We start from the raw sequence: 22,699 nt of genomic DNA, 5'->3' as shown, positions 1-22,699 counted from the left end.
GAACACCGCGGCGCCTGCCCGCCAGTCCCCGACCGGACCGACTGGGCAGGCGCCGCGAACACGTTCAGGACAGGGTGTAGTGGTCCCCGTACATCTCCCAGGTCAGCGGGGTGTCCAGTGCCAGGTTCCCGGCCTGGAGGAAGCGGCGCTGCGCCGTGTCGACACGCGAGGTGTCGCGGTCCGGGTACCGGGTGAGCATGGTGTCGCGGCGGACGTCGAGGAAGGCGTCCAGGTACTTCTTCTCGCCGCCCCCCGCGGCGGGTGTCTTCGCCTGCTTCAGCACGCGCTCCCGCAGGGCGTAGAAGCCGGTCTCGTCGGTGCCGGTGCCGTGGAAGACCATCGCGTCGAAGTAGACGAACTGGCCGAGGGTGCCGAGGCCGTCCAGCTTGGCGAGGCGCACCGCCGGTTCGAAGTAGACGCGGTCGCGCTCCTTCTCCTGCGCCGCGCGGAACTCCGGCACCTCGGCCTCCGCCTTCCAGGCGTCAGTGAAGCCGGGGTCCAGCCCCTCGTGGGAGTCGGTGCCGTCGACCTCCCGCAGGGCGGGCAGATAGCGTGCGAGACCGTTCCCGGGGTGCTTCTCGGTGTAGTGCTCCACGAGGGTGAGCAGATCGTGGGTGCCGGTGCAGAAGCCGATGATGCCCGCGGTGTAGCCGCAGTCGTCGTCCCGGTCCTCGATGATCCCGTAGGTGGAGCGCCAGTCGGTGGTGGAGTGCTCGGCGCTCGCCACCAGCTTGTGGGCCAGCTCCTTCTTCGCCGGGCCGGCCAGTCCGGGCGGCAGGGAGGCGACCGTCTCGTCGTCCTTGTCCCGCTGCTCCTCGTGGTCCTGCTCGGCGCGGTCCTTGACGTCGTCCCGGGAGGACTGCGCGCCGACCGACGTCGGGGCGGCCGGCGCGTCCGCGGCCCCCGACGGCAGAACGAAGTACACCGCCGTGGCGACCACGGGGACGCCCGCGAGGAAGAGCACACCGGCACGTTTCACTGGGGGATCCCTCCACCTGTCAGTTCGGACACCTTGACCACCGTCAGGACCGCCAGCAGCACCGCCAGCCCCGCGCACGCACCGATCTGCACCGCGGCCCGGCGGCCGTCACGGGGGGCGTACGCGAACGCCAGGGCCACCAGCCCGCCCGTCAGCAGCCCGCCCAGGTGGCCCTGCCAGGAGGTGTAGAGCGCCGACACCACCAGCCACAGCAGCAGTCCGCCCACGAGGCGGTTCACCCCGCGCATGTCGGCGCCCACCCGCCGGGCCATCACGTAGTAGGAGGCCCCCAGGCCGAACAGGGCGCCGGACGCGCCGACCGTGGGGTCCGAAGGCGCGATCAGCAGCACCAGCACCGAACCGCCCAGCGCCGACAGCAGGTACAGCGTGAGGTAGTGCAGGCGGCCCAGCATCGGCTCGACCATCCGGCCCAGGTTCCACAGCGCCACCATGTTCATCACCAGGTGGAGGACACCGAAGGTGCCCTCCGTGGGCGGCAGGTGCAGGAACGCGCCGGTCAGCAGCCGGTACCACTCACCGCCCGCCAGCCCCTCGGGGGTGAAGCCCGGGGGGTACGCGTCGGTCCACAGGTAGTGGCCGCCGTCGGGGCCGGCCAGCCCCGCGCCGAGCATCGCGAACCGGTCCACGATCTCCGGCCGGACCACCTCCGCCAGGTACGCCAGCACGTTCAGGGCGATCAGCACGTACGTCGCGACGGGCACGGCCGAGACCCGGCCGCCCACCAGGGTGCGCGCCTGCCGCATCGACCGGGCGCCCTCCCGCACGCACTCCGGGCACTGGTGACCCACGGCCGCCTCGCGCATGCAGTCGGGGCAGATGTACCGGTCGCAGCGGACACAGCGGACGTGACACTCGACCCGCGGATGGCGGTAACAGGTGGTGACGACGGACTCGGGCTCCACAGGCCGGCTCCTCGGCGGGATCGGGACGGAAACGGGCCGGCGGGGACGGCGGCGCACACGACGACAGCGGCGAACAAAATAGCGAACACCCGAGACATGAGCGAATACCGGGGTGAAATGCCGCTTCTGTGGAGGTCGTTGACGGGGTGGAGCGGGATCCGGCCCTCAGGTGTCGCACTCCAGGACGGTTCGGCACACACCGCACCGCGCCCGGACCCGCCCCGTCACCGGAACCCGGATCCGCTGGTGGCAGGTGGGGCACGGGAACGACACCCGCAGCAGCCCACGGCCGTCCGCCGAGAAGCGGTACGGCGTCTCCCGCCCCGGCCCGGCCGCCTCCGCGTGCCCCAGAGCGTGCCGCCGGTCCCGCGCGTACCGGCGCCGCCCGGCCCACCCCGCCGAGCGCAACGGCGGCTGCTCCGCGTCACGCCGCGCCAGCGCCAGCCCGTCCCGGTACGCCGCGTACGCCTGCGCACTGGTGAACCACACCGACGGATCCTCGCCGAACAGCAGGGACCGCTTCGCCAGCACGTAGCCGAACTCCTCCGGCGTGAGGTACCCGAGCTTCTGCGAGGACGCCCCGTCCTCCCGGAACGCGTCCAGCAGCAGCCAGCCCGCCCCGAGATACGTCGCCGCGGTGTCCGTGAGGATCTCGTTCTCCCGCGTCGACGGGAACGACAGCCCCAGCCGGTGCAGGTACACATGCGCCACCTCGTGCGCCAGCGCCGCCCCGATGTCCCGCCGATGGTCACGGAACCGGTCGTTCAGCTCGACGAAGTACTCCGGGCCCGCCGTCAGTTCCACGTTCGCCGCATGCGTCATCTCACGGAACCCGACGATCAGCCGCGCGTCCGGCAGGCGGTAGTGCCCCACCATCTCGCGAGCCACCCGCTGCGCCCCCAGATGCAGGTCGTCCGTGTCACAGAACGCCACGTCCGCCGGTGCCACGCTCACCGAGAAGGTCCGGACCGTGTCGTACGACAGGCGCCGGTACAGCGCCGTGACGGACTCCCGCACCGTCCGCAGATGCGGGTAACCGTGCTCCACCGGCCCGCCGTTCGCCACGTCGCACCCCCGCCGCGCCTGGACCCCGTTCCACTGTACGGGCCCGCCCCCGGCGCCGCCCCGTCCACGCCCGGAGCCGCCCGGCCGTAGGCTGAACCGCCATGACCACCAGCAACGCCGCCACCCCGGACGCCGACCCCGCCGTCCTCGACGAGCTGACCCGTCTGCGCGACAGCATCGACAACATCGACGCGGCCGTCGTCCACATGCTCGCCGAGCGCTTCAAGTGCACCCAGCAGGTCGGCCGGCTCAAGGCCGAGCACCGGCTGCCGCCCGCCGACCCCGGACGCGAGGCCCGCCAGATCGCCCGGCTGCGCGCCCTCGCCGAGAGCGCCAAACTCGACCCGGCCTTCGCGGAGAAGTTCCTGACGTTCATCATCGCCGAGGTGATCCGCCACCACGAGCGCATCGCCGACGACACCGCGAACGGCACGGCCTGAGCACGACGGACACCGTCTCCTCCTCCGCGGGGAGTGACAGGGCGGCCCGCGCGGTGCATGCTGCGCCGTGCACTCCTCGTCCACCGGCGAGCACCGTCCGTCAGCGCCCGGAGCCACACCCGGACCCTGACGGGAAAGGACGTGCGCCATGCCGCCCACCGCCCGCATCCTCCTCGTGGACGACCACGAGGACACCCTGTACGCCCTGGAAAGCGCCCTGGCCCCGCTGGGCCACCTGCTGGGCCGGGCCACCAGCGGCGACGAGGCGCTCAAGCAACTGCTGCGCGGGAACGTCGGCCTGCTCCTCCTCGACGCGCACATGCCCGGCATGGGCGGCCTCGACGTCGTACGCCACATGCGCCGCCTGGAACAGACCCGGCACGTCCCCGTCGTCCTGCTCACCGGCTTCGCCCGCGACCGCCGCCTCGGCGCCACCGCCTACCGCCTCGGCGTGGCCGACCTGGTCACCACACCCGTCGACCCCTGGGCCCTGCGCACCAAGGTGCGCCACCTGTACGACACCCACCAGCGGCGACTCGCCCTGGAGGCCGAGATACGCGCCCTGCGTGCCCGGCTCGACGAACGCGGCACCCCACCCGCACGCCCCGCGCCACCCCGTCCCCACGCGCACGTGCCCCCCGCACAGCCCCCGGGGGCGCACACCGCGGAGCTCGGCGGGGACCGGACATAGGCCGCGTACCCCATCCTCCTCTGTGCCCGGCAGGCGCCATCAGGCAGCATGGCACGCATGTCCGTACTGACGCGCGACGAAGCGCAGAACCGAGCACAGCTCATCGACGTCCACCGCTACACGATCGCCCTCGATCTGACCGCCGGGGACGAGACGTTCGACTCCCGCACCCTCATCGCGTTCAGCGCCCGCACCGACGCGGACACCTTCGTCGAGATCAAGCCCGCGAAGCTGCGCACCGTCACGCTCGACGGACAGCCCCTCGACCCCGCCCTCCTCGACGACGGCCGGCTCCCGCTGAAGAACCTCACCCCCGGCGAGCACGAGCTGCTGGTCGACGCGCGCATGCACTACTCCCGCACCGGCGAGGGCATGCACCGCTTCACCGACCCCACCGACGGCGAGACCTACGTCTACACCCAACTCTTCCTGGACGACGTGCAGCGCGTCTTCGCCGCCTTCGACCAGCCCGACCTCAAGGCCGTCTTCGACCTCACCGTCACCGCGCCCGACAACTGGACGGTCCTCGCCAACGGCGTCACCGAGCACACCGGCGGCGGCGTGTGGAAGGCCGCCCCCACCCCGCTGATCTCCACCTACCTCGTGGCCGTCGCCGCCGGCCCCTGGCACTCCGTGCGCACCGAGCACCACGGCCTGCCCTTCGGCCTCCACTGCCGCCGCTCCCTCGCCCCGTACCTGGACGCGGACGCCGAGGAACTGCTCGACATCACCCGCGCCTGCTACGACCGCTACCACGAGAAGTTCGAGGAGCCGTACCCCTTCGACTCCTACGACCAGGCATTCGTCCCCGAGTTCAACGCGGGCGCCATGGAGAACCCCGGACTGGTCACCTTCCGGGACGAGTTCGTCTACCGCTCCGCCGTCACCGACACCGAGCGGCAGACCCGCGCCATGGTCGTCGCCCACGAGATGGCCCACATGTGGTTCGGCGACCTCGTCACCCTGCGCTGGTGGGACGACATCTGGCTCAACGAGTCCTTCGCCGAGTACATGGGCTACCAGACCCTCAACGAGGTCACCCCCGCCGGCCCCGGCGGACAACCGCCCCGCTGGCGCGGCACCGACACCTGGACCGACTTCGGCGTCTCCCGCAAGGCCTGGGGCTACGACGCCGACCAGCGGCCCTCCACCCACCCCGTCGCCCCCGAGCACGTCGAGGACACCGCCTCCGCCCTGCTCAACTTCGACGGCATCTCCTACGCCAAGGGCGCCTCCGCGCTGCGCCAGCTCGTCGCCTGGCTCGGCGAGAAGGACTTCCTCGTCGGCATCAACATCCACTTCGAGCGCCACCGGTTCGGCAACGCTGGACTCGCCGAGTTCATCGACTCGCTGGCCGCCGCCACCGAACGCGACGTGCACGCCTGGGCCGACGCCTGGCTGCGCACCACCGGCGTCGACACCCTCGCCCCGGAGGTACGCGGCGGCGAGTCCGGCTCCTGGACCCTCGCCGTCCGCAACACCGGCGGCCCCGGGTCCGCCGACGGCGGCAGGCGCCCGCACCGCATCACCATCGGCGTCTACGACCGCGACCTGCACGACGCCGGACGCCTCACCCCGCGCGAGCGCATCGAGGCCGACGTCCCCGCCGACGGGACCGTCAACCTCGACACCGGCGGCACCCGCCCCGCCCTCGTCGTCCTCAACGACGGCGACCTCACCTACGCCAAGATCCGCTTCGACACCGGGTCCCTCGCCACCCTGCGCACCCACCTGTCCGGCCTGCCGGACCCCCTCACCCGCGCCGTCGTCTGGAACGCCCTCCGGGACGCCGTACGCGACGGCGAGCTGCCCGCCGCCGACTACCTCGACATCGCCCGCGCCCACCTGCCCCACGAAACCGACGTCGCCCTCGTCCAAGGCGTCCTCGCCTTCGCCTCCGGACACGTCGCCGACCGCTACCTGAGCCCCGACCGGCGCCCCGCCGCGCTCGCCACCCTCACCGACCTGTGCCGCGACCTCATCCGCCGCACCGAGGACGGCGACCACCCCGGCCTGCGCCTGGTCGCCGTGCGCCACTCCATCGACGCCACCGCCCACCCGGAGCCCATCACCGCATGGCTCACCGAAGGCACCGTCCCCGGCGGCCCGGAACTCGACCCCGAACTGCGCTGGCGCGTCCTCGCCCGGCTCGCCACACTAGGCGCCGTCACCGAGACCGACATCGCCGAGGAACTGCGCCGCGACCCCAGCGCCACCGGCCAGGAAGGCGCCGCCCGCTGCCGGGCCGCACTGCCCGACCCCGACGCCAAGGCCCGCGCCTGGGACGCCATGTTCGCCTCCGACGACCTGTCCAACTACCTGTTCACCGCCACCGCCCAAGGCTTCTGGCAGCCCGAACAGGCCGAACTGGTCCGCCCGTACCTGGCCCGCTACTTCAAGGACGCAGTCGCCGTCGCCGCCCGCCGGGGCCCCGCCATCGCCGAGGCCGCCGGACGCTGGGCCTTCCCCGCCCACGCGGTCGACACCGAGACCCTGAGGCTCGGCGAGAAGTGCCTGCGCAAGGCCGACCCGACCCCCGCCCTGCGCCGCAAGCTCGTCGACCAGCTCGACGACCTGGCCCGCGCCCTGCGCGTCCAGGAGGCGTGACGGCGGACGGGAACGCCGCGGGGACGCCGCCGGACAGACCGGCGGCGCCCCCACGGGCAGTACTCCCGGACGGTCAGAACACCAAAGTGCCGTCCCGGGTCAGCCGCCAGTCCTCAGACGCGAAGTCCTTCGGGTCCAGCACGCCCTTGGCCGTCGCCCACTCCGCGATCCGCGTCCGGATCTCCGTCGACTCCGCCCACAGCTCCTGCGCCGACGCCACGTGCGGGAACGCGCCGCCGCCGTTCGCCCGGTAGTTGTTCACCGCGAACACGAACCGCTGCGCGTCGTCCACCGGGACACCGTCGAACGTCAAATTCCTGATCCGCGACCCGGCCGGCTGGGCGATGTCGATGTCGTACTTCACACCCGACACGTAGTCGTAGTTGTAGTCCGGACGCCCGCCCGCGTTCGTCAGCTTGTCGACGTCCACCGGCGCGCCGGCCGCGGTCTGCGTGAAGTACTCCGCCGAGTACTCCAGGTACGCCCGCACCTGAGCACCCGTCAGCAACTTCGCGACCAGCGTGTTGTCGTACACGTACAGGCTGGAGAGGTCCCGGATGGTCACCTCACCCGCCGGGATCTCACTCGTCCGCGAGAACGGCGACGCCTGCGACAGCACCGGCAGCGACGCGTACTCCGTACCCGCCAGCGCCTCCCTGACCACGTCCTCCTGCACCTTGCTGATCAGGTCGATGATCGGCGCGTCCTTGTACCGCGCCTCCACCGTCGTCAGCGTCTCGGTCGCCGTCCCCACCACCTGGTTGACGTACGCCACCACCCGCGCGTGCTCGTCACCCAGCAGCCGCGCGATGCGCGGGTCGTCCTCCACCGACGCCGCGTCCCGCAGCGACGCCCTCACCGACTCCACCTGCCAGCGGCCCCGCTCGAAGGACAGCTCGACGTCGAACAGGGTCAGCCGCTCCGCGTAGCACAGCGGCTCCGACAGCACGACCTCCCTGCCCGTCTTCTCGTTGATCACCCGCAGCTCCGCGATCTCCGCGTGCGCGTGACCGACCAGGATCGCGTCGATACCCGGCACCCGCCGCGCCACGTTCGCCGCCGCGTTCTCCACGTGCGGCAGCTGGTCACCGTACGAGGAGGTGCCGGACGTACCCGAGTGCGCGGACACGATGACCACGTCCGCGCCCATCGAGCGCAGCTTCGGCACCCACTTCGCCGCCTGCTCCTCCAGACCCGGGAACGTCAGCTTCCCCTGCACGTACGCCTTGTCCCAGATCGCGATGCCCGGGTTCGTCAGCCCCAGCACCGCCACCTTCACCGGCGCCGCGCCCTTCACGTGGAACTTCTTGATGAAGTATGGCGGGAAGGCCGGCTTCAACGTCTTCGCGTCCACGGCGTTGGCGCCGAGCAGCGGGAAGTCGCACTGCTCCTCGAACTTCCGCAGCGTCTCGATGCCGTAGTTGAACTCGTGGTTGCCGAGCGCCACCGCGTCGTACCCGATGGCGTTCATCGCCTGCGCCATCGGGTGCACCGGGCCGCCCTCGGCGGTGATCGGGTCCACCTTGGCGTAGTAGTACGTCAGCGGCGTGCCCTGGATGGTGTCGCCCGCGTCCAGCAGCAGCGTGTTCTCCCGGCCCCGCTCCCTGCGGATCCGCTCCACCAGCGTGGACACGCGCGCCAGCCCCTGGGCGTTGCCGTCCGTGTCCTGGTACTCGGCGTCCTTGAAGTAGTCCCAGTTGAAGACGTGTCCGTGCAGGTCGGTCGTGCCCATCACGGTCAGTGCGTACCGCTTCACCGGCTTCTTCCCCCGTCCCGCAGGTGCCGCGGCCTCGGCCGCGGGAGTGGCCACCGTACCCGCCAGCGCCACCCCCGCCCCCGTGACGGCGGACTTCTTCAGGAACTTCCGGCGGTCCAACGGCATCTCAGGTTCTCCTCGTACGACGACGGCGCACAACGCGCGTAGATTCGCCCGACGATTCTGACCTGAACACGCCGACCCGGAACAGACCCGCCAGGTTGCGATCCGGTGACCAGCCATCCACATGCTCATCCGAGCGACCCTGCGCACACTTCAACACTCGTCAAGAGCCCTTCACCCGCACGCCGTTGAGTGGCCACGCGCCACCAAATCACTACCCGCAAGTAAGGCCTAGGGTCGAACCATGCGCCGAGCCAAAATCGTCTGCACCCTCGGGCCCGCGACGGACACGTACGACCAGATCAAGGACCTGGTCGACGCCGGAATGGACGTCGCCCGCCTCAACCTCAGCCACGGCGAGCACGCCCAGCACGAGGAGCGGTACCGAAAGGTACGCAAGGCCGCCGACGAAACCGGACGCAGCGTAGGCCTCCTCGCCGACCTCCAAGGCCCGAAAATCCGCCTCGGCCGCTTCACCGAAGGCCCCGTACTCCTCGAACGCGGCGACACCTTCACCATCAGCGCCGAAGACGGCGTCGAAGGCGACCGCCACCTCTGCGGCACCACCCACGCCGGCCTCGCCGACGACGTCACCCCAGGCGAACGCATCCTCGTCGACGACGGCAGAGTCACCCTCGAAGTCACCGCCGTCGACGGCCCCCACGTCCGCACCACCGTCGTCGAAGGCGGCATCGTCTCCGACCACAAAGGCCTCAACCTCCCCGGCGTCGCCGTCTCCGTCCCCGCCCTCTCCAAAAAGGACGAAGACGACCTGCGCTGGGCCCTGCGCACCGGATTCGACGTCGTCGCCCTCTCCTTCGTCCGCACCGGACGCGACATCAAGGACGTCCACCGCATCATGGACGAGGAGGGCCGCCGGCTCCCCGTCATCGCCAAGATCGAGAAACCCCAGGCCGTCGACAACCTCGACGAGATCGTCGCCGCCTTCGACGGCATCATGGTCGCCCGCGGCGACCTCGGCGTCGAAATGCCCCTCGAACAGGTACCCATCGTCCAAAAACGCGCCATCAAACTCGCCCGGCGCAACGCCAAGCCGGTCATCGTCGCCACCCAGATGCTCGACTCGATGATCGACAACGCCCGGCCCACCCGCGCCGAAGCCTCCGACGTCGCCAACGCCGTCATCGACGGCACCGACGCCGTCATGCTCTCCGGCGAGACCAGCGTCGGCAAACACGCCGTCGAGACCGTCCGCACCATGGCCCGCATCGTCGAGGCAGCCGAGGAGGACATCCTCGCCCGCGGCCTGCCCCCACTGACCGAACACAACAAACCCCGCACCCAGGGCGGCGCCGTCGCCCGCGCCGCCGCGGAGATGGGCGACTTCCTAGGCGCCCGCTTCCTCGTCGCCTTCACCCAGTCGGGCGACACCGCCCGCCGCCTCTCCCGCTACCGCTCACCGATCCCGCTGCTCGCCTTCACCCCGGACCCGGCCACCCGCTCCCAGCTCAGCCTCACCTGGGGCGTGGAGACTTTCCTGGGCCCGCACGTGGACTCCACGGACGCGATGGTCGACCAGGTCGACGAGCTGCTGCTGCGGTACGCGCGCTGCGCGAAGGGCGACGCGGTCGTCATCACCGCCGGCTCCCCGCCCGGGGTCTCCGGCTCCACCAACCTGGTCCGCGTCCACCACATCGGCGAGGACGACAGCCCGAAGTGACAGCGCCGGGCCCCGGTCAGTACTTGGGGCCCACGTGGAGATCCATCAGGGCGACGGACGCCTTGCGGGCGACGGAGATGTTGAAGGGGTCGCTGCCACGGGCCAGCGTCGTCCACCCGACGCCGACCTTGTCCAGCGTGTCCGTGAAGAGCTTCCTGATGTCGTCGGACTTGTTGGTGAAGAAGTACCGCGGATACTCGTAGCGCTTGCGTTCGCCGGCGATCATGCGAGTCGTCCAGTTGATGATCCTGCAGCCGTCCGAGTGGATGAGCCCGCGGATGAACTCCCAGGGATGCTCGTCGACGATGCTCTGCTGCCAGGGTTCGAGGGCGATCTTGCGTGTGTGTTTCTTGCCGGGGCCGTGCTGGGGGAACATGCACGTCCAGTGCTTGGTGTACGACTTGACCTCGATGCAGCCGGGCTTGCGGTTCCGTCCGACGCTGGGGGAGGGCATTACCTTGCGCATCGCTTCTTCGGCGGCCGCGATCAGGCCGGTCTGTTCGGCGTTGCAGAAAATCGACAGGTGGCGCTGCTTCGGCTTCGAGACGATGTGGCCGTCGCCGAGATATAGACCCAGCAGGTACGAGTACGCTGCTCTGTCGAAGTCACGGCCTGTGCACTTCGGGCAGTCTGTCGGCTGCCGGTACACCTCACCGCGCAGTTTGCGGTCCTCGCAACGCCACCAGCCAATGGTGCCTCGCGGGATGTTCAGTTGCTCCGCCACCTCACGGTTGGGGACACCCTGTCGCATGAGGGCGACAGCATGTGCGCGGATCGAAGGACTGTGCTGTTCCATACGGCCACTGTGTGTGAGCCATCGTTACGCCACGCAGCAAAAAGCGGAGAACCACGCGAACGTGATCCTCCGCCTCTGTGATGTGCCGGGTGCGGGACTCGAACCCGCAAGCCCTCACGGGCAGATGTGTTTGAGACATCCGTGTATGCCATTCCACCAACCCGGCAGGACTGGCTCACGGAATCATACCGGTTCAGCCGTGGCCGCCGCCTCTAGGTAGGCTGCAAAGCAGCAGTACCGGCCTGCCTCGCACCAAGGAGCCCACGTTGAGCGCCCCCGAGTCGCCCCAGCCCGCAGACGTGCCCGACGACGACAAGTCGCACGTGCCGCCGATGACGACCCGCGTCGTCATCGCCGAGGACGAGGCACTGATCCGGCTCGATCTCAAAGAGATGCTCGAGGAGGAGGGGTACACGGTCGTCGGCGAGGCCGGTGACGGTGAGCAGGCCGTCGAGCTGGCGCGTGAGCACCGCCCCGACCTGGTGATCCTCGACGTGAAGATGCCCAAGCTGGACGGCATCTCCGCGGCCGAGAAGATCGCCGAGGAGTCCATCGCCCCGGTGCTGATGCTGACCGCGTTCTCGCAGCGCGACCTGGTGGAGCGGGCGCGGGACGCGGGTGCGATGGCGTACCTGGTGAAGCCGTTCAGCAAGAGCGACGTGGTGCCCGCGATCGAGATGGCGGTGTCGCGGTTCACGGAGCTGAAGGAGCTGGAGCGCGAGGTCGCCGACCTGAGCCTGCGTCTGGAGACGCGCAAGCTGGTGGACCGCGCCAAGTCGGTGCTGCAGACGCAGTACGGGCTGACGGAGCCGGCGGCGTTCCGGTGGATCCAGAAGACGTCGATGGACCGGCGGATGTCGATGCAGCAGGTCGCGCAGGCGGTCATCGACGACGCCGAGGAGAAGAAGGCGGCGAAGGGCGGCTGAGCGGGGCCGCCGCCCGAGGTCACGGGTAGGACGAAGGCCCGCGCCCCCCGACCGGGGGTGCGGGCCTTTCGCCTGCGGGTTCAGTCCTCGCCGAGGTAGGCCTTGCGGACCGACTCGTCGTGGAGGAGGTCCCGGCCGGTGCCGGACAGGACGATGTTGCCGACCTCCATGACGTGGCCGTGGTCGGCCAGCGAGAGGGCGGCCTGGGCGTTCTGCTCGACGAGCAGGATGGTGGTGCCCTGGGACTTCAGCTCGGCGATGGTCGCCATGATCTTCTGCATCATGATCGGCGACAGGCCCATGGAGGGTTCGTCGAGCATGAGGAGCTGCGGCCGGGACATCAGGGCCCTGCCCATGGCGAGCATCTGCTGCTCACCGCCGGAGAGGGTGCCGGCGGCCTGCTTGCGGCGTTCCCCGAGGATGGGGAAGAGGTCGTAGGCGCGCTGGATGTCCTGTTCGATGCCCGTCTTGTCGGTGCGCAGGAAGGCGCCGAGGCGCAGGTTGTCCTCGATCGTCATGCGGGGGAAGATGTGCCGTCCCTCGGGGGAGTGGGCGAGTCCGAGGGAGACGATCTTGTGGGCGGGGATCTTCTTCAGGGACCGGCCGTTGAACTTGATCTGGCCGCCGACGGGCTTGAGGAGCCCGGAGAGGGTGCGCAGGGTGGTGGTCTTGCCGGCGCCGTTGGTGCCGATGAGGGTGACCACTTCGCCGGCCTCGACGCTGAACGTGATGCCCTTGACGGCCTGGATCTTGCCGTAGGCGACTTTCAGGTCCTCGACCTCGAGGAGTGCGGTCATCGGTCGTTCTCCTTGCCGGGCGCGGCGTCGGTGGTGGCCTCGGCCTCTGTGTGCGCCTGTGCTGCTGTCTCGGCGTCCGTGTCGGCGTCGGCGTTCGCCTCGGTCTCTGCTTCGGCGTCGTCCGGGGCGGCGTCCGTGGGGACGGTGGCGGCCGTCTTGGCGGGTGCCTGGGGCCGGCCTGCTGCCTCGGCGGCTGCCTCGGCGGCTTCGACTTCGGCGACTTCCGCGGCGCCGGGGTCGTCCGCGAGGGGCTCTCCGATGTATGCGGCGATCACGCGCTCGTCGCCCTGGACGGTCGCGGGGTCGCCCTCGATCAGCTTCTCTCCTTGGACGAGTACGGCGACCCGGTCGCAGAGGTTGAAGATGAATCGCATGTCGTGCTCGATCACGAGGACCGCGGTGCCCTGGTCGCGGATGGCGAAGATGAGTTCTTCGGCCGCCCGGGTTTCCTGGGGGTTCATGCCCGCGGTGGGCTCGTCGAGGAGCAGCAGCCCGGGTTCGCTCGCGAGCGCGCGGGCGATTTCCAGCTTGCGTTGCTCGCCGTAGGGGAGGTTGCGTGCGAGGTGGTCGGCCTTGTCGGCGAGGCCGACGAACTCCAGGAGTTCCATGGCCCGGGCGCGGGAGGCGGCCTCGGCCTTGTGGAAGCCGGGTCCGCGCAGGACGGCGGACCAGAAGCCTTCCTTGGTGCGGGTGTGCCGGCCGACGAGCACGTTCTCCAGGACCGTCATGTTGGCGAACAGCCGGATGTTCTGGAAGGTGCGGGCGATGCCTGCGGCGGTCACTTTGAAGGACTTGGGCGGCAGGACCTTGTCCTGGTAGCGGACCTCGCCCTCGGTCGGGATGTACAGCCCGGTGAGGCAGTTGAAGAAGGTGGTCTTGCCGGCGCCGTTGGGGCCGATGAGACCGACGATCTCGCCGCTGCGGACGGTGAGGTCGACGTTGCGGACGGCGGTGAGGCCGCCGAACCGCATGGTGACGCCGCGGGCGTCGAGGACGACGCTGCCGGGGTCGGACGCGCTCGCGGCGGTGTCCTTGGTGGTGGTGTCGGTGGTCATGGTGGTCAGGCCCCCGTCTTGCTCAGGACTGTGGGCGCGTCGGCCTCTTCGTGGAACTCCAGTTGGCGGCGGCGGTTGGGGATGAGGCCCTCGGGACGGAAGCGCATCAGCAGGACGAGCGCGAGTCCGAACGCGAGGAGCTGGTAGTCGCCCAGGAATTGGAGCTTGTTGGGGATGAGGAAGAGCAGCGCCGCACCGAGGAGGGGTCCGGCGATGGTGCCCATGCCGCCGAGCACGACCGCGGCGAGGAGGAAGGCGGAGTTGGGCGGGGTGGTGCCGGCGAACAGGTACTGCTCGGGGGTCACGGTGTAGGTGACGTGCGCTTGCACCGTGCCTGCGAGGCCGGCGAGGGTGGCGCCCACGGCGAAGGCGATGAGCTTCACGCGGAAGCCGTTGATGCCCATGGCGAGGGCTGCGGTCTCGTCTTCGCGGATGGCGACCCAGGCGCGGCCGATGCGGGAGTCGCCGCTGCGCCGGAAGACGAGGACGACGACGGCCGTGATGATCAGCATCAGGAAGAAGTAGTTCGCGAACCGGCCGATGGTGAAGCCCGCGATGTCGTGCTGGATGCCGAGGTCGAAGCCGAGGATGTTCAGGTCCGGGATGGACGCGATGCCGTTGGAGCCGTTGGTGAGGTCCGGTCCGGAGGTGCCGTCGGTGTTGTTGACGGCGATGCGGAAGATCTCACCGAAGCCGAGGGTGACGATGGCGAGGTAGTCGCCGCGCAGTCGTAGGGTGGGTGCGCCGATCAGCACACCGAAGATCAGCGAGGCGGCGGCGCCGACGAGTACGGCGGCCCAGAAGGGGAAGTGCACGCCGAACGGTGAGCTGGGGGAGCCGGAGACGAGTGCGGCCGCGTAGGCGCCGACGCCGAGGAAGGCGACGTAGCCGAGGTCGAGCAGGCCGGCGAGGCCGACGACGATGTTCAGGCCCAGGGCGACGGTGGCGAAGATGAGGATGTAGACGCCGAGGGTGGCGTACTGGTCGTCGGTCTGGGTGAAGGGGAACAGGGCTGCGGCGATGAACGCGCCGCAGACGGTGATGTTCTGGTGGCGTGCGCTGATCTGGGAGGCGTGGGCGATCAGGCCGGAGCGGTTGAGCGCGCTGAAGCCGAAGCCGGCGGTGATCAGGAAGCCGACGAACAGTTCGTCGTATTCGGTGCCGATGCCGTAGGTGAAGATGACCAGGGCGAGGGCCAGGATGCCGACGATGACGAGGATCTCGGCGTAGGACGGCAGGGTGCGCAGGGGGCGCGGGCTGCCGGAGGAGAAGGCGGCGCGGAGCACGGCCATGGCGTGGCCGGCGTCGTGCTTGAACTGTTCCCAGCCGTTTTCGTCGGGGTCGATCGGGTCGGGCTCGGGCCGTTCGAAGGGGAGGGCGAGGGCGCCGAGGAGGGCTATGAGGGTGGCGGCGGCGACGAGGTAGCCGCCGGGCTCGAGGTTGACGACTCCGCCGAGTTCGGTGCTGATCGAGACGACGGTGTACCAGGCGGTGGCGAAGGTGCCGAGGACGGCGTACTTCAGGGCCGCGTCGGCGCCGGCCGGGGTGAGCCAGCGCAGTCCTTTGACGCCGTAGGAGGCGATGGAGAACAGGGTGGCGAGGGCGCCGCCGACGAGGACCAGGACCTGCAGTCCGCCGGGGTAGCCGTAGACGGTGAGGTCGCCGGGGAATTCGGCGGTCCAGGTCCAGGCGAGGAAGGTCGAGACGACGGCGAGGACGCTGCCGCCGGTGGCGAGGGCGCGGCCGAGGTGGGCGGGGATGCCGATGAGCCCGGTGGGGGTGCTCGGGGTGGGTGCGGCCACGGTCTCGGATGCGGTGGTCTGTGTGGTCATCGGTGTCACGCCCTGTCCGCAACGCGCTCGCCGAGCAGGCCCTGTGGCCGGAACAGGAGCACGAGGATGAGGAGGATGAAGGCCCAGACCTCGGCCCAGGACTGGCTGCCGAACTTGTCCAGGCCGGGGATGTCCGCGATGTAGGCGGTGGCCAGGGTCTCGACGACGCCGAGGACCACACCGCCGATCATGGCCCCGTAGATGTTGCCGATGCCGCCGAGTACGGCCGCGGTGAAGGCCTTGAGGCCGAGGATGAAGCCCATCTTGAAGTCGATCTGGCCGTACTTCAGACCGCTGGCGACACCGCCGACGGCGGCGAAGACGGCGCCGAGGGCGAACGCGATCACGATGATGCGGTCGGTGTTGACGCCCATGAGCTTGGCGGTGTCCGGGTCCTGCGCGGTGGCCTGCATGCCGCGGCCGGTGCGGGTGCGCATCACGAAGTAGGCCAGGAAGGCCATGCTGATGGGCGCGGCGACGAGCAGGAAGATGTCACCGGTCTGGATGGTGGCGCCGCCGATGGTGAAGGGGCCGCCCTCGATCTGGGGGAAGGGCAGTTTGGACTTGGCCTCGGGGTAGAAGGCCCAGACGGCCTGCTGGAGCGCGAGGGAGAGTCCGATGGCGGTGATGAGCGGGGCCAGGCGGGGTGCGCCGCGCAGCGGGCGGTAGGCGAACCGTTCCGCTCCGATGGCGACCAGCACGGAGACGATCATGGCGCCGAGCAGCATCAGCGGCAGGGCGACCCACATGGAGGTGCCGTCCGGCAAGACGTACAGGTGCACGGTGATGGCGCCGAAGGCGCCGACCATGAAGATCTCGCCGTGGGCGAAGTTGATGAGCTGGACAATGCCGTAGACCATTGTGTAGCCGATGGCGACCAGGCCGTACATGGATCCCAGTAGCAGGCCGTTGACCAGCTGCTGCGGCAGTTCGTTCACCGCATGTCCTCCGAGACTTTCGGAATGTTCGACGGATGGGCCGGAACCGGGTCCGCGCGGGGCGCCAGTGGAACAGCGCCCCGCGCGGCCCGTGTGAGTGGTGCGGGGGTGGTCAGCCGGTGAAGGTGCCGGACTTGACCGTGGCCCAGTCGCCGCCCTTGACGGTGTAGACGGTGAGCTGCTTGTTGGTCGCGTCACCGAACTCGTCGAAGGAGACCTTGCCGGTCACGCCGTCGAAGGAGACGTTCTGCATGGCGTCGACGACCTTGGAGCGGGCGTCGTCGGGGAGCTTGCCGTCGTTGTCCTCGACGACCTTCTTGACGGCTTCGATGATCGCCCAGGCGGAGTCGTAGGAGTAGCCGCCGTAGGCCTCGAAGGCGTCCTTGTAGCCCTCGGCCTTGTAGTTGGCGACGAACTCCTTGGCGGACGGCAGCGTCTCGACGGGCGCGCCGACGGAGGTGGCGAGGTCGCCGACGCCCGAGGCGCCGGACAGCTTGATGAAGTCGGCGCTGTAGATGCCGTCACCGCCGACGAGCGGGATCTTGGCGCCGGCTTCCTTGATCTGCTTGCTGAGCGGGCCGGCCTGCGGGTACTCGCCGCCGTAGTAGACGACGTCGGCGCCGGAGTTCTTGACCTTCGTCGCGACGGCGCTGAAGTCCTTGCTCTCCGGGTTGATGTGCTCGGTGCCGACGACCTGGCCGCCGAGCTTCTTGAACTCCTCGGTGAAGGTGGCGGCCAGACCGGCGCCGTAGGTCTTCTTGTCGTCGATGACGAAGACCTTCTTCTTCTTGGCGTCGTTGTAGACGTACTGCGCGGCGAACGGGCCCTGGATGGCGTCCGTGGTCGCGGTGCGGAAGTACGACTTGTACGGCCGGGCCTTCTCCTTGGCCCAGTTGACGCCCTGGGTGAGTGCGGGGTTGGTGTTGGCCGGGGAGACCTCGACGAGCTTGGCGGTGTCGAAGACCTTCTGCATCGCCTCGCCGACGGAGGAGTTCAGCGGGCCGACGACGCCGAGCACGTCCTTGTTGGCGACGAGCTTGGTGGCGTTCTGCTGGCCGACGGAGGCCTGGCCCTGGTCGTCGAGGGCTTCGATCTTGAAGGTGACGCCCTCGACGTACTTCTCCTTGTTGGCGGTCTTCGCGGCGAGGTCGACGGAGTTCTTGATGCCGAGGCCGAGCGCGGAGAGGTCGCCGGTCAGCGGCGCGTCGACGCCGATGACCACGGTGGTGCCACCGTTGCCGGAGTCCGAGCTGCCGCCGCCGTCGTCGTCGCGTGAGCCGCAGGCGGTGAGGGTGAGTGCACCCGCCGCCAGGGCGGCGGTGATGGCTATGAGCGAACGTTGACGCACGATCCAGTCCTTTCCCCTGACAGCCGCTTCCCGGTGGAAACGGCCGAGTCGAGCGCTGGGCCGAGTGAGAATCAGGCGGCGCGGTGACTGGCCGTGACTCTAAGCGTGTGTGGGGAATGCGGAGGAGACTCTGGCCAAGGCTGTGACGCTCTTGTTATGACACGACGTATTGCAGAGCGGTACTGAGTGGGGGGAAGAGCAGAATTCCCGCCGTTTTGCCCTGTCCGCATGGTGAGAAACCGCAGGACTCGGCGGGGGCGGTTCAGGTGTATCAGGCGTTTTGCTGATTACCGGAATTCGTTGGCGCAGGCGACCTGCAGGGCCTGCGAGAGGTCCTGTGCGTACCGGGCTCCCAGGATGAAGCTGTGCACCTCCTTTGCGCGCATGTTACGCAGTGTTACATCCAGGAAAGGGAGTCCGGTGTTCCGTGGCACTTTCCCGCAATCCGTCACCTCCGCGGTCACGGTGATCTTGCGTGGCGATCCGCTTTTCACCCCGAAAGGGACGGTCGGGGTGGAGGTGAGGCTGAGACCGGCATAGGGCTGGGAAATGTGCAGAACGGTCACCGGAGGGCCGGATTCCATAAATGCTTGTATTGTGAACTCAAAAGTTCGCAAAGTCCCCCGCGAGCCCCTGACCTGCATGTCCAGGTACGCGAAGGCGGTCACCTGGCTCGGAAATGAGGGCTCGGGAGGCGGTTCAGGGCGGGGTCGTGTGAGGTACAGGGACGTGCCGCCGGCCAGGACGGCCACGGCGAGAAGGGTGCCGGCCGTGGTCCTGCGGCGGCGGCGCGACCACCGTGGGAGGAACGCGCGCCGGAGGCCGGGGGCGGGGTCCGTGTCCCGGACGTGCGTGTCCCCCTCCGGCTCCACGGGGCCGACCCCGCCCCCGCTCATCGCCACGGCCCCTCGCCGGGCCCGCCGCCCCGGTACCACGCCTCGCACCCCTCGCGCGACTGACGGTCGATCAACGCGTCCACGACGCGCGTCCCTTGGCGCCGGGCGGCCCGGGCGGCGTCCACCACCTCGCGCAGGATCTCGTACTGGCCGCCGGACATCCCCATGGACTGGTAGTCGCCGTACCCGCGGCCGTCGAGCACCTCGCGCGACCAGTGGCCGACGATGCTCACGCACAGGTCCACGTCGGAGGTCACCCGGGGTGACGGTGACGCGGGGCCGGGCGCCGTCGAGGGGGCGTCGCGCGCCTGGCCCGAGCCGGCCGCGCCGCACCCGGCCACGGTCACCGTCAGGCCCGCCGCGAGCGCGGCCGGCAGAAGCACACCGAACGCCCCCGGCCGAGAGGTGCTGCCCCGTCCCATGCCCCGAACGCTAAGGCGCCCGCCGACCGCAGGCAATGGCGGCGACGGGCGCGGTGAGGGACGGGGCGGGGGCGGTGCGCCCGTGGCGACCCGGGCGGGGTGCGGGGCGGCTGGGGTGCGATGCGGGTCGCGAGGGCGCGGTGCGTGGTGAGGGGGGCGGTGCGGGTGCTTTGTCACCCGGCACCGCCAACCGCCGTCAGCCCGCGGCCTTCTCCGCGTCGCCGGGCCGCACGTCCCGCAGCAGGCAGGTCAGCCGGGCGGTGCACACCCGCTTGTCCGCCTCGTCGGTGATCACGATCTCGTACGTCGCCGTGGACCGCCCCCGGTGCACCGGGGTGGCGACCCCGGTGACCAGGCCGGAGCGCGCCCCGCGGTGGTGCGTGCAGTTGAGGTCCACCCCGACCGCGATCTTGTGCACGCCGCCGTGCAGCATCGAGCCGACGGAGCCCAGCGTCTCCGCCAGCACGGCGGACGCGCCGCCGTGCAGCAGGCCGTAGGGCTGGGTGTTGCCCTCCACCGGCATCGTCCCGACGACGCGCTCCGCCGACGCCTCCGTGATCTGCACGCCCATCCGCGTGCCCAGGTGGCCCGCCGAGAACAGCGCCCGCAGGTCCACACCGAGCGCGGCGTACTCGTCGATGACCTCCTGCGGGAACTTCACCTGCTGCGACTCTCCCATGGGCCCGGCTCCAATCGTCGTGCGTCGGTACGTCGGTACGTCTGTGTGCTGAGCGAACGCTCAGTCGGTCGCCGATTGTTCCAGACGCACCACGACCGACTTGCTGGCCGGGGTGTTGGAGGTGTCCGCGGTGGCGTCCAGCGGCACCAGCACGTTGGTCTCCGGGTAGTACGCGGCGGCGCAGCCCCGGGCCGTCGGGTAGTGCACGACGCGGAAACCGGGCGCCCTGCGCTCCACGCCGTCCTTCCACTCGCCGACCAGGTCGACGTAGGTGCCGTCCGCCAGCTTCAGGTCCCGCGCGTCCTCCGGGTTCACCAGCACCACCCGGCGGCCGTTCCTGATGCCCCGGTAACGGTCGTCCAGGCCGTAGATCGTGGTGTTGTACTGGTCGTGCGAGCGCAGCGTCTGCAGCAGCAGCCGCCCCTCGGGCAGGTGCGGGTACTCGACCGGCGCCGCTGTGAAGTTGGCCTTGCCGGTGACGGTGGGGAAGCGGCGCTCGTCGCGCGGGGCGTGCGGCAGCGCGAAGCCGCCAGGGTGTGCCACGCGCGCGTTGAAGTCCTCGAAGCCGGGCACCACGCGCGCGATGCGGTCGCGGACCGTCGCGTAGTCCTTCTCGAACTCCTCCCACGGCACGTCGTCCTCGGCGCCGAGGACGCGGCGGGCCAGCCGGCACACGATGGCCGGCTCCGACAGCAGGTGCCGGCTCGCCGGTTCCAGGCGCCCGCGGGAGGCGTGCACCATGCCCATGGAGTCCTCCACCGTCACGAACTGCTCGCCGCTCGCCTGCAGATCGCGCTCGGTGCGGCCCAGCGTCGGCAGGATCAGGGCGCGCGCGCCCGTGACCGCGTGCGAGCGGTTCAGCTTCGTCGACACGTGCACCGTCAGCCGGGCCCGGCGCATGGCCGCCTCGGTGACCTCCGTGTCGGGGGAGGCGGAGACGAAGTTGCCGCCCATCGCGAAGAACACCTTCGCCTCGCCGTCACGCAGCGCGCGGATCGCCCGTACGACGTCGTAGCCGTGCTCACGCGGCGGAGCGAAACCGAACTCCCGCTGCAGGGCGTCCAGGAACGCCGGCGCGGGCCGCTCGAAGATGCCCATCGTGCGGTCGCCCTGCACGTTGGAGTGACCGCGCACCGGACACACGCCCGCGCCCGGACGGCCGATGTTGCCGCGCAGCAGCAGGAAGTTCACGATCTCGCGGATCATCGGCACCGAGTGCTTGTGCTGGGTCAAACCCATCGCCCAGCAGACGACGATGCGTTCCGAGTCCAGCACCATCCGCAGGAAGCGTTCGACGTCCTCGCGTGCCAGGCCGGTCGCGGTGAGCGTCTCGTCCCAGTCGGCGGCGCGCGCGGCTTCGGTGAACTCCTTAAAGCCGTGGGTGTGTTCGCGGACGAACTCCCCGTCGACCGCGCCCGGGGTGTCCAGGATCAGCTTGTTGAGGAGACGGAAGAGGGCCTGGTCGCCGCCGATGCGGATCTGCAGGAACAGGTCGGTCAGCGTGGTGCCGGCGGTGAGGCCCTTGGGCGTCTGCGGGTTCTTGAAGCGTTCCAGACCCGCCTCGGGCAGCGGGTTGACGCTCACCACGCGCGCGCCGTTCGCCTTGGCCTTCTCCAGGGCGGACAGCATGCGCGGGTGGTTCGTGCCCGGGTTCTGCCCGGCGACCACGATCAGGTCCGCCTGGTACAGGTCCTCCAGCAGCACGCTGCCCTTGCCGACGCCGATCGTCTCCGACAGGGCCGAGCCGGACGACTCGTGGCACATGTTGGAGCAGTCGGGCAGGTTGTTGGTGCCGAGCTTGCGGGCGAAGAGCTGGTAGAGGAACGCGGCCTCGTTGCTGGTCCGGCCCGAGGTGTAGAAGACGGCCTCGTCGGGGGACGACAGCGCGGTCAGCTCCTCGGCGACGATGTCGAAGGCGCGCTCCCAGCTCACCGGCTCGTAGTGGTCGGCGCCCTCCGGGAGGTACATGGGGTGGGTCAGCCGGCCCTGCTGCCCCAGCCAGTAACCGCTGCGGCGGGCCAGGTCGGAGACGGGGTGCGCGGTGAAGAACTCGGGGGTGACCCGGCGGAGAGTGGCCTCCTCGGCCACCGCCTTCGCGCCGTTCTCGCAGAACTCCGCCTTGTGCCGGTGCTCCGGCTCGGGCCAGGCGCAGCCCGGGCAGTCGAAGCCGTCCTTCTGGTTCACGCTCAGCAGCGTCAGCGCCGTGCGCCTCACACCCATCTGCTGGTGGGCCATGCGCAGCGAGTGGCCGACCGCGGGAAGTCCGGCGGCCGCCCGCTTCCGCTCGGCCACCTGCGGCGCGTCCTGAACCGGGTCGCCCTGGGGCGGCTTCGTTGCCATCGCGCACTCCTGTTCACGCATGTGTGAGGTGGATCTCTTCGATCCTCGCACGGGGGAGGGGCCGGGCCTACGGTGCGGTCCGGTGGGGGCTGGGGGTCGTGTGCCTGCGGCGCAGGGTGGCGGTCCGGTGGGGGCGGGCGTAGCGCCGACGGTGGGTTTGTGGTGCGGGGCCGCGGTGGGGGCGGTCGTCCTCGGTCTGGCGCGATGGGGCCGCTTGCAAGGGGAACGGCGCGGACGCGCCAGCCGCTGCGGGCGCCCACCCCCACCCCGTCCCCTCCCCGCCCGAGCGGCTGCACCGACACCGGTGGCGGGCGGCGGGCGCCAGTCCCGCCAACTGCGGGCAATCGTGCCGCCTGGGGCGGCACGGGTGGGCGCGGCGGCACCTCGTCGGCGCCGAGGCGCGCA

Annotated in this window: 18 protein-coding genes and 1 tRNA gene; 5 read left to right on the top strand and 14 right to left on the bottom strand. The window is 70.2% G+C overall.

The annotated features are described in order from the left end of the window. Window positions 1–64: 64 nt before the first annotated feature. From B100_RS0100425 to B100_RS0100415, 3 genes are all read right to left on the bottom strand, one after another. Window positions 65–979, bottom strand: a complete 915-nt coding sequence (locus B100_RS0100425; RefSeq protein WP_024882499.1) for a chitosanase — start codon at window positions 977–979, stop codon at window positions 65–67. Further along, window positions 976–1,902: a rhomboid family intramembrane serine protease gene (locus tag B100_RS0100420; protein ID WP_024882498.1), complete on the bottom strand. Its 927-nt coding sequence runs from the start codon at window positions 1,900–1,902 to the stop codon at window positions 976–978. Before B100_RS0100420 ends, B100_RS0100425 begins: the two co-directional genes overlap by 4 nt. A gap of 165 nt (window positions 1,903–2,067) precedes the next feature. Then, window positions 2,068–2,967, bottom strand: coding sequence for a hypothetical protein (locus B100_RS0100415; protein WP_024882497.1), 900 nt, complete (start codon window positions 2,965–2,967; stop codon window positions 2,068–2,070). A 101-nt stretch (window positions 2,968–3,068) separates the two neighbouring features. Between B100_RS0100415 and B100_RS0100410 the strand changes: the two genes are divergently transcribed. The 3 genes from B100_RS0100410 to pepN all read left to right on the top strand — a co-directional run bounded on the left by B100_RS0100410 (window position 3,069) and on the right by pepN (window position 6,705). Then, a complete protein-coding gene (locus tag B100_RS0100410; RefSeq protein ID WP_024882496.1) occupies window positions 3,069–3,407 on the top strand; it encodes a chorismate mutase in 339 nt (112 codons plus the stop codon). A gap of 148 nt (window positions 3,408–3,555) precedes the next feature. Beyond that, on the top strand, window positions 3,556–4,098 hold the full coding sequence (locus tag B100_RS0100405) for a response regulator (protein WP_024882495.1): 543 nt from the start codon (window positions 3,556–3,558) through the stop codon (window positions 4,096–4,098). A 48-nt stretch (window positions 4,099–4,146) separates the two neighbouring features. After that, the gene (gene pepN, locus B100_RS0100400) at window positions 4,147–6,705 is read left to right on the top strand and encodes an aminopeptidase N (RefSeq protein WP_024882494.1); all 2,559 of its coding nucleotides are present in this window, start codon (window positions 4,147–4,149) and stop codon (window positions 6,703–6,705) included. A gap of 73 nt (window positions 6,706–6,778) precedes the next feature. Here pepN and B100_RS0100395 read toward each other — a convergent pair whose 3' ends face one another. Continuing rightward, complete coding sequence (locus tag B100_RS0100395; RefSeq protein ID WP_024882493.1) at window positions 6,779–8,587, bottom strand: 5'-nucleotidase C-terminal domain-containing protein; 1,809 nt, start codon at window positions 8,585–8,587, stop codon at window positions 6,779–6,781. Between the two features lie 241 nt (window positions 8,588–8,828). Between B100_RS0100395 and pyk the strand changes: the two genes are divergently transcribed. Further along, window positions 8,829–10,265 carry a pyruvate kinase gene (pyk, locus tag B100_RS0100390; RefSeq protein WP_024882492.1) on the top strand — a complete coding sequence of 479 codons (1,437 nt, stop codon included), beginning with the start codon at window positions 8,829–8,831 and terminating at the stop codon, window positions 10,263–10,265. A gap of 16 nt (window positions 10,266–10,281) precedes the next feature. Here pyk and B100_RS0100385 read toward each other — a convergent pair whose 3' ends face one another. Then, window positions 10,282–11,061, bottom strand: coding sequence for a helix-turn-helix domain-containing protein (locus B100_RS0100385; RefSeq protein ID WP_024882491.1), 780 nt, complete (start codon window positions 11,059–11,061; stop codon window positions 10,282–10,284). An 83-nt stretch (window positions 11,062–11,144) separates the two neighbouring features. Beyond that, window positions 11,145–11,227 (bottom strand) — tRNA-Leu (locus B100_RS0100380). A 100-nt stretch (window positions 11,228–11,327) separates the two neighbouring features. Between B100_RS0100380 and B100_RS0100375 the strand changes: the two genes are divergently transcribed. Further along, window positions 11,328–11,987 carry an ANTAR domain-containing response regulator gene (locus B100_RS0100375; protein ID WP_024882490.1) on the top strand — a complete coding sequence of 220 codons (660 nt, stop codon included), beginning with the start codon at window positions 11,328–11,330 and terminating at the stop codon, window positions 11,985–11,987. 80 nt (window positions 11,988–12,067) lie between these two features. On the opposite strand, the gene B100_RS0100370 is transcribed toward B100_RS0100375, so the two are convergent. From B100_RS0100370 to B100_RS0100330, 8 genes are all read right to left on the bottom strand, one after another. Beyond that, window positions 12,068–12,784: an ABC transporter ATP-binding protein gene (locus B100_RS0100370; protein ID WP_024882489.1), complete on the bottom strand. Its 717-nt coding sequence runs from the start codon at window positions 12,782–12,784 to the stop codon at window positions 12,068–12,070. After that, a complete protein-coding gene (locus tag B100_RS0100365) occupies window positions 12,781–13,839 on the bottom strand; it encodes an ABC transporter ATP-binding protein (protein ID WP_024882488.1) in 1,059 nt (352 codons plus the stop codon). Before B100_RS0100365 ends, B100_RS0100370 begins: the two co-directional genes overlap by 4 nt. A 5-nt stretch (window positions 13,840–13,844) precedes the next feature. Continuing rightward, window positions 13,845–15,671, bottom strand: coding sequence for a branched-chain amino acid ABC transporter permease (locus B100_RS0100360; RefSeq protein WP_024882487.1), 1,827 nt, complete (start codon window positions 15,669–15,671; stop codon window positions 13,845–13,847). Window positions 15,672–15,676: 5 nt separating this feature from the next. Next, entirely contained in the window at window positions 15,677–16,609 is a 933-nt protein-coding gene (locus tag B100_RS0100355; protein ID WP_024882486.1) for a branched-chain amino acid ABC transporter permease, read from the bottom strand. 112 nt (window positions 16,610–16,721) lie between these two features. After that, on the bottom strand, window positions 16,722–17,957 hold the full coding sequence (locus tag B100_RS0100350; RefSeq protein WP_024882485.1) for a branched-chain amino acid ABC transporter substrate-binding protein: 1,236 nt from the start codon (window positions 17,955–17,957) through the stop codon (window positions 16,722–16,724). Between the two features lie 892 nt (window positions 17,958–18,849). Beyond that, window positions 18,850–19,275, bottom strand: a complete 426-nt coding sequence (locus B100_RS0100340) for a hypothetical protein (protein ID WP_024882483.1) — start codon at window positions 19,273–19,275, stop codon at window positions 18,850–18,852. A 196-nt stretch (window positions 19,276–19,471) separates the two neighbouring features. After that, window positions 19,472–19,954, bottom strand: a complete 483-nt coding sequence (locus B100_RS0100335) for a hotdog fold thioesterase (protein ID WP_024882482.1) — start codon at window positions 19,952–19,954, stop codon at window positions 19,472–19,474. A gap of 60 nt (window positions 19,955–20,014) precedes the next feature. Then, window positions 20,015–22,294, bottom strand: coding sequence for an FdhF/YdeP family oxidoreductase (locus tag B100_RS0100330; protein WP_024882481.1), 2,280 nt, complete (start codon window positions 22,292–22,294; stop codon window positions 20,015–20,017). Between the last annotated feature and the right edge of the window lie 405 nt (window positions 22,295–22,699).

This window comes from Streptomyces sp. CNH189, assembly GCF_000527195.1.
Note: the sequence above shows the minus strand (reverse complement) of the source record. Positions and strands in the feature narration are given on the sequence as shown.